The organism is Streptomyces thermovulgaris (assembly GCF_002155915.1).
Taxonomy (GTDB): Bacteria; Actinomycetota; Actinomycetes; order Streptomycetales; family Streptomycetaceae; genus Streptomyces; species Streptomyces thermovulgaris.
The window spans coordinates 23,701-31,860 of record NZ_MUME01000005.1; the positions used below are offsets into that span (position 1 = coordinate 23,701).

At 71.4% G+C, this 8,160-nt stretch carries 9 protein-coding genes; 3 read left to right on the forward strand and 6 right to left on the reverse strand.

Features of this window, described 5'->3' with window-relative positions; genetic code table 11:
• Positions 1 to 178: 178 nt before the first annotated feature.
• Positions 179 to 1,060: a DUF4253 domain-containing protein gene (locus CCN35_RS00335; RefSeq protein ID WP_067395143.1), complete on the forward strand. Its 882-nt coding sequence runs from the start codon at positions 179 to 181 to the stop codon at positions 1,058 to 1,060.
• 155 nt (positions 1,061 to 1,215) lie between these two features.
• Here CCN35_RS00335 and CCN35_RS00340 read toward each other — a convergent pair whose 3' ends face one another.
• Positions 1,216 to 1,566, reverse strand: a complete 351-nt coding sequence (locus CCN35_RS00340) for a DUF805 domain-containing protein (RefSeq protein WP_086791130.1) — start codon at positions 1,564 to 1,566, stop codon at positions 1,216 to 1,218.
• A 240-nt stretch (positions 1,567 to 1,806) separates the two neighbouring features.
• The gene (hemB, locus tag CCN35_RS00345; protein WP_086791131.1) at positions 1,807 to 2,796 is read right to left on the reverse strand and encodes a porphobilinogen synthase; all 990 of its coding nucleotides are present in this window, start codon (positions 2,794 to 2,796) and stop codon (positions 1,807 to 1,809) included.
• 145 nt (positions 2,797 to 2,941) lie between these two features.
• Between hemB and CCN35_RS00350 the strand changes: the two genes are divergently transcribed.
• Complete coding sequence (locus CCN35_RS00350) at positions 2,942 to 3,400, forward strand: MarR family winged helix-turn-helix transcriptional regulator (protein ID WP_086791132.1); 459 nt, start codon at positions 2,942 to 2,944, stop codon at positions 3,398 to 3,400.
• A 78-nt stretch (positions 3,401 to 3,478) separates the two neighbouring features.
• Here the strand turns inward: CCN35_RS00350 and CCN35_RS00355 are convergent, their stop codons facing one another.
• From CCN35_RS00355 to CCN35_RS00365, 3 genes are all read right to left on the reverse strand, one after another.
• Complete coding sequence (locus tag CCN35_RS00355) at positions 3,479 to 4,573, reverse strand: helix-turn-helix domain-containing protein (protein ID WP_245862949.1); 1,095 nt, start codon at positions 4,571 to 4,573, stop codon at positions 3,479 to 3,481.
• Positions 4,574 to 4,921: 348 nt separating this feature from the next.
• Positions 4,922 to 5,620 carry a methyltransferase domain-containing protein gene (locus CCN35_RS00360; protein ID WP_067395128.1) on the reverse strand — a complete coding sequence of 233 codons (699 nt, stop codon included), beginning with the start codon at positions 5,618 to 5,620 and terminating at the stop codon, positions 4,922 to 4,924.
• Between the two features lie 116 nt (positions 5,621 to 5,736).
• Complete coding sequence (locus CCN35_RS00365) at positions 5,737 to 6,204, reverse strand: glycine-rich domain-containing protein (RefSeq protein ID WP_067395125.1); 468 nt, start codon at positions 6,202 to 6,204, stop codon at positions 5,737 to 5,739.
• A gap of 184 nt (positions 6,205 to 6,388) precedes the next feature.
• On the opposite strand from CCN35_RS00365, the gene CCN35_RS00370 reads away from it, so the two are divergent.
• Positions 6,389 to 7,681, forward strand: a complete 1,293-nt coding sequence (locus CCN35_RS00370) for a helix-turn-helix domain-containing protein (protein WP_086791133.1) — start codon at positions 6,389 to 6,391, stop codon at positions 7,679 to 7,681.
• A gap of 57 nt (positions 7,682 to 7,738) precedes the next feature.
• Here the strand turns inward: CCN35_RS00370 and CCN35_RS00375 are convergent, their stop codons facing one another.
• The gene (locus CCN35_RS00375; RefSeq protein WP_086791134.1) at positions 7,739 to 8,116 is read right to left on the reverse strand and encodes an ATP-binding protein; all 378 of its coding nucleotides are present in this window, start codon (positions 8,114 to 8,116) and stop codon (positions 7,739 to 7,741) included.
• Positions 8,117 to 8,160: the final 44 nt, after the last annotated feature.

Genomic DNA, 8,160 nt, shown 5'->3' on the forward strand with positions numbered 1-8,160 from the left:
GGATCTGACGAGGGAGTGACGCGGGAGTACGGCGAACGGATCGAGCCACGGCGACCGCGAAGGCGGCACCCGCACGCGACCGCGCCCTCCCGGCAGCCCCCGCCTCCCCGGTCCGTCCCTCAACTCCCCTGAGCAGCAGGGGAGTCAACTGTCAGTGATTGCCCTTACAGTCACCGTCATGGCGACTCTTCCCAATCCTCTCCCCAAGCTGGCGGCCGACCCGAGCGGGCGTGCGCTCGGACTGCGGCTGGCGCCCGGTGTCCTGCTCGAGACGACGGACGACGGGCCGTGGCACGAGCCATTGCTCTGGTATGCCGGGCGGGCGGCGGCCCCGGGGAACTGGGCGGCGCTGGGCACGCCCGCGACCCGGGCGGGGCTGCTGCCGCTGCTCATCGATGTGGGCGGCAGCCCGGGCGGGCCGGAGAAGTGGGAGTTGCGGCCCGGGGAGATGTCGTATCCCGGGGAGCACGACGCCGAGGAGGTCCTGGCCGGCTTCTGGGCGGAGTACGCCGAGGAGGCGTCGGCGTACGAGGAGGACCGGCCGGACGGGGACGGCGCCGCCGAGGGCCGCGCGGAGCCTTTGACGTTCGACGAGACGGTCGCTCCCTTCGGTCCGCGGTGGCCCGGACTCGCCCCGGCCGGGGTGCTCGGCGCGGACCCGGCCGTGCGGGCCGCCGATGTCGCCGACTCGCTGGCGAACGGCCGGCTCCCCTGGTTCAAGGAGCTCCGTCTCGCCCTGGTGCCGGCCCGCCGCTCCGCCGACATACCGGCGGCCATCGGCTGGACCGGTCCGCTCAACTACGAGGACGACGTGGCCCGTCTGTGCGCGGTGCTCCGCTCCTGGGAGGACCGCTTCGGCATACGGGTCGTCGCTCTCGGCTTCAACCTTCTCGTCGTCTCCGTGGCGGCCCCGCCCGCCACCCCCGCCGAGGCGGAGGCGGTGGCGGCGGAGCACTTCGCGTTCTGCCCGGACACCATCACGCAGGGCAAGGAGGACACCCTGCGCGCCTACGCACAGGGGCTCGTCGGCGAGCACCTGTGGTCCTTCTGGTGGGACTGACTTCTGGGGGGACCGGCCGTCCGGAGCGGCCCGTCACGGGCGGCCCGGAAAGCACGGCGCGGCCTCCTGCCCACCGCTCGGGCGGGCAGGAGGCCGCGCACGGAGACGGGTGCGAGGACGGAGGGTTCGACGCGGGAGCGCCGAAGCGCGTCCGGTCAGGCCACGGCCGTCTTCGGGTTGGGTCCGTACTGGTTGGTGTCCGGCTGCGAGTCGCTGACCAGGAAGACCAGCAGCACGATGGCACCGATCAGCGGCACCAGGCTGATGAGGAGCCACCAGCCCGAGCGGCCCGTGTCGTGCAGACGGCGGACCGAGACTCCCAGCCCCGGAAGCAGCACGGCCAGGCTGTAGAGATACTGGAGGATCTCCAGGTCGAGCACCTGGCCGATGACGGCGAGGACGAGCCCCACGATGAAGTTGACCAGGAAGAACATCCAGTATTCCCGGCGACGCGCGCGTCCGGTGAACACCGCGTACTTCTTGAGCACTTCCAGATACCAGTGCATCGGGGACCCCCCACAGGGCGGAGCGGAAGCCTGACCGTGTGATTCAGGACACAGCGAAATATGTACCCGTGACGCGAACTCGTCAATACTTCGTCCGCACCTGTCCGAAGATTTCCCTGTGTCGTGGATCCGGCGGAGTGCTCCGCAGGCCGGAGGGAACGCGGTTCCGGCCGGCGTGCCGCCAACCCGCCCGCGGTGCGGGGAGATTGACGGCGCGCCGCCTTGTGGCTCACCCGCCGGTCACAGCTTGCGCGCGACCTCGGTGGCCCAGTAGGTGAGGATGGTGCGCGCACCGGCCCGCTTGATGCCGGTCAGGGTCTCCAGGATGGCCCGGTCCCGGTCGATCCAGCCCTTCTCGGCGGCGGCCTCGACCATCGCGTACTCCCCGGAGATCTGGTAGGCGACGACGGGCACGTCCACGGCGTCGGCGACCCGGGCGAGGACGTCGAGGTACGGTCCGGCCGGCTTGACCATCACCATGTCGGCGCCCTCCTCCAGGTCGAGCGCCAGCTCGCGCAGCGACTCACGGAGGTTCGCCGGGTCCTGCTGGTAGGTCTTGCGGTCCCCCCGCAGCGAGGAGCCCACCGCCTCCCGGAAGGGGCCGTAGAAGGCGGAGGCGTACTTGGCGGTGTAGGCGAGGATCGCGACGTCCTGCCGTCCGATCCGGTCGAGCGCCTCACGGATGACGCCGATCTGCCCGTCCATCATCCCGCTGGGCCCGACCACATGCGCCCCGGCCTCGGCCTGCACCTGGGCCATCTCGGCGTACCGCTCGAGCGTGGCGTCGTTGTCGACCCGCCCCTCGGCGTCCAGCACCCCGCAGTGCCCGTGGTCGGTGTACTCGTCCAGACACAGGTCGGACATGACGAGCAGGTCGTCCCCGACCTCGGCCCGCACATCGCGCAGCGCGACCTGCAGGATCCCGTCCGGATCGGTCCCGGCGCTGCCGCGGTTGTCCTTCTTCCCCTCCTCCGGCACCCCGAACAGCATGATGCCGGCGACCCCGGCCTCCACCGCCTCCGCGGCCGCCTTCTTCAGGCTGTCCCGCGTGTGCTGCACGACTCCGGGCATCGCCCCGATCGGCACCGGCTCGCTCACGCCCTCCCGCACGAACGCGGGCAGGATGAGGTCCGCCGGGTGCAGCCGGGTCTCGGCGACCATGCGCCGCATGGCGGGTGTGGTGCGCAGGCGGCGAGGACGCGTACCGGGGAAGGATCCGTACTTCGTCATGTTCCCTACGCTACGCCCGCCCGTTCCCTGCTTTTGCCGACGCGGAGTCGGCCGCTGCCGCCCTTGACCTCAAGTTTGGTCGAGCTTTTACGGTCGTCACCGAGAGGCTCGGGCAACCGGCCCGAGCGGACCGGAGGAATCCGCCATGGAGTACTCGCACAGCGACGCCGAACTGCTCCGGCAGCCCATCGGCTACTGGAGCTGGGCGGCCTACAAGGCTGTCGTCACCCGTACCCGGGCCGCCCTCGCCGAGATCGGCACCACCCAGCCGCAGTGGTGGGTGCTCGCCCAGCTCGCCGACGCCGACTCCCCCAAGCCTCGCGACGAGGTGTCCGGCCTTCTGCGGAACTATCTCGACACCGGCCAGGAGAACATGGACTGGGAGATCAACAGGACCATCGCTCTGGGCTGGGTCACCGAGGACGAGAAGGGCCGCCTGGCCCTCACCCCCGAGGGCAGGGCGTTCCACAAGAAGGTCGCGGTGCTCCAGGAACGCCTGTGGGCGGAACGCCACGCGGGCATCTCCGACGAGGAGTATCTGATCACCCTCAAGGTGCTCCAGCGCTTCATCCACAACACGGGCGGGAGCGCCTGGCACCACTGAGACCGAGCCGACGACCGGCCCGGCACGGCTCCTCGAGCCCGAAGGGTGCGAGGAGCCGTGCCGACCGGGACGAGCCGGTCAAGCGGCCCTCGGCCGGCACCGCGCCCGCTCGGCCCGTCCGAGGAACGGAGCGGCTCCCAAACCTCGCGCACCCTCGTGCGCCGCCCCCGTCGTCACCGGACCCCTCGTCGTCGACGGGCCGTTCCGGCAGTCGCGGCAGCGGCCCGGCTCCGGGGCGCGGAAGGCCCGTTCGCAGCCGTCGCAGGTCTGGAAGGGGTGGGGGCGGCGGGCACCGCTCATGGTCCCCGCCGTGACCGGTGGGGACGCCGGGATCGCGGGAAGCGGTGGGGGCAGCAGGGTGCGGAGGCGGTAGGCGATCACTCCGGCCGGGTGCTTCAGATCCTCGGGCAGGCCGGTCACCAGGGTGTGGTGGAGGACGGCGGCGGTGATCCCTCGCTCCAGCCAGTCGACGACCCTCGGGGCCAGTGCGTCCACGTCCCGGGAGGAGAGGGTGAGGCGGTCGTCGGCGCGGCGCAGGCCCGCGAGAAGGGTGACGGCCTTGTCGTAATGCCGCCGGTCCCGTGGGCTGCGGTCGCCTCCCGGCGGCGCCGTCCGGGCAGGCGTCCCGGGGCGGTCGGGGCGTACGTCCGAGGACACGGGCTCGGCCGGCGGGCGTGCCGGTGGCCGGTGCCGGGCCCGATCCCGGTCGTCCTCCTGGGGCGGTTCCTGGACCTCCGCCGAGGGGCGTGCCACAGGGCCACGGGCACGGGCCGCCGCAGTGCGGCCGCGGAGGGGGGACGCGACCGCCCGGACCGGCGTGTGGTGGACGTACGTCCGCGTGCACAGGCGCCCCGATTCCGTCCGTTCGCGCACCCGCTCCAGATAGCCCTGCGCCTCCAGCTCCCGCAGCGCGGACGCGATCCGCTCCCGTCCCTCGGGGAAGCGGTCCGCGAGACTGCGGATGTCGACCGGGGTGCCCTCGGGCAGCGACAGGATGTGCGTGCCCAGTCCGATCGCGGTCAGCGACATCTCGCGGTGCTGGGCGAGGTGGTTGCCGACGACCACGTACTGGCCCGACTGGTACGTGCGTACGTGGGTGACACCGGAGTGGGTGGAGGTCCGCCGAACACCCTGCTTCGGGCGCACGGCGGCAGTAGGCTTCTCGTCAGCCATGGGGAAGGGCCTTTCTTCCTCGTTGGTCAGGCCCTCGCACCGGGATGTCGGTCCCGGCGGGGGCCGATGCATATGGGGGATCAAGCAGGCGTCGAACAGGTGCCGAGCAGACTGCCGAGCAGGCACCGCACGGTCGCCTCGCGGCGAGCCTGCCCGCCCGCCTCACCCCCGCGCCACCCATACCAACCGGTTTCACCCAGCCGAGTGACCGCTGCGAGGTTTGGTTGGTTGGGTGGGGTTTTTTCCTGGAGTTCTTTGGTCTTTTACCGCCCGCAGCCCCGGCCCGCGTACCGCCGCAACCCGTACTACCTGGCTCCGGTGCGTGGTCCGCATCTGCCGGGCCGACGCTCACGACGAGCGGTACGCAGTCACCAACAGTGCGTCGGCAGTGCGCGGCCCTTCCCCGCCGGGCAGCACATCGACGCTGATCCGTGTGAACCCCGCCTCGTCGAGCAGCTTGACCCACACCTGTTCCTGGAGCACCCAGCGGCGCATCGTGGTCACCTCCTCGCCCGGCGTCCTCGCCGGGATGTCGACGTGCCGCACGTCGGGCTGCGCGGGCGAGCCGTCGAGGCAATGGCCGAGGGTGGAGAACACCAGCCGTCCGCCCGCCCTCAGCGCGGTCGCCGCCGCGGGCAGCAATGCGCGCGGCTCGGTGAAGTCCACCGCGCCGAAGACGCTGTACAGCACGTCGTACGTGCCCCGCCCCGCATGCAGATAGCGCACCACGTCGGACCGCACGATGCGCAGACGGGGCGCAAGGTGGCCGTACAGATCGGTGGCCATGGCGTACTGGGCGGGCGAGGCGTCGATCGCGACAACTCGAACGGGACGGTGGTGGACGACCAGATGGGCGGCGTGCCGGGCGGCCCCGGCGCCGAGGTCACCGACGTACAGCCCGGTCAGGTCGCCGAGAACTTCAGGGCCCGGCCCGCCGTCCTGCTCCCAGTTCCAACGGAAGTCGTCGGGCACAGTCCGATCAGTGGCGTGGCGCGTGCGCCCGTAGTGGTGCCAGAGATCTGCGGTGTGGGGGGTCACCCACGTCATCCTGGCGGGCGTGGCCGGACCGCGAGCCGGTTCACCGAAGTCTCACCCGATCGCCCCAGGAATTGCCCCGGGGCCCGACCACCGATCGGGCCCCGAGCCAACCGCGCGAGGAACGGTCAGTGCGAGTCGTTGCCGGGGTGGCAGGGACCGCACTCGGCGGCGTCCGCCCACAGTGACAGGTCGACCTCCCAGCCGTCGGCCGCGATGCGGCGTGCCGTCCTCATCACGGAGCCGTCGTTCTTGAACTCGACCTTGGGCACGTGGTGCAGGAAGTTCCCGTCGTTGAAGCGGTCGCACAGCTCGGCATATGCCACGGTGTCGAGGATGATCGTGTGGACGCCGATGTCGACGAGCCTGCTCGGTGCGAGCCCGAGCGACTCCCCTCGGTGCTTCATCGCGGTGAGCAGATACGCGTACGCCTGCCCCAGTACACGGGCGGCCATGATCGAGTCGTACGGGTAGTCCCTCATGAGGAGCCCGACCTGCTTCTCCCACAGGTCGGCCGGCACAACCTCCCGCACAGAGCGAACCGGTCCGGTCGCCGAGTCGTTGGCCAGGGGAGATGCAACAACGCTGGCTGCCATGGTGCCTCCAATGGACGACGCCCCGCGGTTCGGGGCGATACACCGAGGACACCGCGTCAACCGGCTCCCCAAGGGTCGGCTTTCTGTCCGTGCAAACCGTTTGCACACCATGCAAGCGTTCTCGACGCGCTCGCACGGCACCCGTACCGTAAGGCGCACCAATAGTGCGGCTTGGGAGGGTCTGGTGCCCGTCGACCCGCTCTGGAACAGTGCGAAGGCACGCGAGTTAGCCGCGCAGCGCCGCCTCGGCGCGCTGATCCGGCTCGGCCGCGAGCACCGCGCATGGACGCTGGCCGCGCTCGGAGACCGGCTCGGCTGCTCACCGGCCACGGTCTCACGTCTCGAACGACGATCGCGAATCGTCGACCTGGCCCTGATGCACCGCGCCGCGCTCGAAGTCGGCGTGCCTCGACACCTCCTGGTGACTTCTCTGGCGCCACCCGTCGCAACAGCGCCGGTGACCACTAGAGTGACCGGCAGTCCGCGTGACGCCGAGGAGGACCCGATGCGCCGCCGTACGCTGCTTACCGCCACGGCTGCCGCCGGGCCTGCCGCTCTGCTGATGGGACTGGACGAGGCCCTGGCCACCACGCCGCCGCCCTCTGGTGCCGGCCCACTGGACGCCCGCCTGGCCGCCGCCCGCGAACTGTACGACAAAGGTGCGCACGGGCGCCTCCTTGCCGTTCTGCCCGGCCTCATCGCAGACGGGCACTCCGCCGCCGCGTCCCGCCGTGATCTCGACCAGGCCCGGCTTTCCTCCGTGTACAGCCTCACCACCGCCGTGCTGAACAAGCTCGGCTTCTATGACCGTGCCCGAATCACCGCGGAACGCGCGCGCACCTGGGCCGAGGTCTCCGGTTCCCCGCTCGCGGCGGCGGCCGCCGCCCGGGAGCTGTCGATCGTGCTGCGCCACCAGGACCGGAACGCTGACGCCCAGCGCATCCTGACATCGGCAGCCTCCGAGGTGGAGGCGACCGGATTGCGCACGGAAGCATCGGTGGCCGCGTACGCACAGATGCTCTGCACGCTGATGTACACGGCGGCCCGAGGCGGTCAGCGCGCAGAGGCGCTGGCAATGACCGAAGAAGCCCGCCGCGCCGCACGCCGACTGCCGCCCACCGCTCCGGCGGGCCGTCTGTTTCCCATCAGCCCGGCCGCGGTCGACCTGTACACGGTAGGCGTTCACTGGGCTCTCGGTGACGCGGGCGCCGCGCTGGAGGCCGGAAAGAACCTGCGGCCCGAACAGTTCCCGACCGCCGAGCGGAAGGCCCGCATGAGCACGGACATGGCACGGGCCTGGTGGGCCTGGAACCGGCCCGAGCAGGCCGCTCGTGCCCTGTTGGACGCATACCGTGCCAGCCCCGGCGAGGTCCGGGACCGGCCCACGATCCGCAGTATCGTCACCGAGCTGGCCGAGCGGTACCCGCGCACCACGGGCGTACGGGAGTTGTACGTCGCCGTGACGCGAGGCGGTTGACGTCAGGGACACCCTCAACCGCCGGCATACCGGACATCATCGGCCACCCGGCAGCCGTCAAGAGCCGAGATCCAGCTCCGCCCACACCGTTTTGGCGGGCATTGGGCCGCCTTGCACGCCCCAGCGGTCGGCCAACTCCTCCACCAGCAGCAGGCCGTAGCCGGACTCGTGAAGCAATTCACTTGCGGCCCGCGTCCGTTCCGGCAGGCGTTCGCCCCGGGTGTCGGTCACCTCGATACGGAGCGTGGCCGGCGGGACGACGGTCAGGGTGAGGCGGAAACTCCGGCCGGGCACACGGCCGTGCACGGCGGCGTTCGCCGCGAGTTCGGCCACGATCAGCCGAGCAGGGTCCAACGGCAGTGCCCATCTGCGCAGGTGCTCCGTCGCCAGCAGCCTGGCCAGCCGGGCGCCACGACGGGTCGCCGACAACGGCACCGAGAAGCGCGACTCGGCGGGCGCGACGGCGGGAGTCGGCGCGG

Coding starts and splice junctions, on each gene's coding strand:
- CCN35_RS00335 (WP_067395143.1), top strand. CDS start 179: ATGGCGACTCTTCCCAATCCTCTCCCCAAGCTGGCGGCCGACCCGAGC.
- CCN35_RS00340 (WP_086791130.1), bottom strand. CDS start 1,566: ATGCACTGGTATCTGGAAGTGCTCAAGAAGTACGCGGTGTTCACCGGA.
- hemB (WP_086791131.1), bottom strand. CDS start 2,796: ATGACGAAGTACGGATCCTTCCCCGGTACGCGTCCTCGCCGCCTGCGC.
- CCN35_RS00350 (WP_086791132.1), top strand. CDS start 2,942: ATGGAGTACTCGCACAGCGACGCCGAACTGCTCCGGCAGCCCATCGGC.
- CCN35_RS00355 (WP_245862949.1), bottom strand. CDS start 4,573: ATGGCTGACGAGAAGCCTACTGCCGCCGTGCGCCCGAAGCAGGGTGTT.
- CCN35_RS00360 (WP_067395128.1), bottom strand. CDS start 5,620: ATGACGTGGGTGACCCCCCACACCGCAGATCTCTGGCACCACTACGGG.
- CCN35_RS00365 (WP_067395125.1), bottom strand. CDS start 6,204: ATGGCAGCCAGCGTTGTTGCATCTCCCCTGGCCAACGACTCGGCGACC.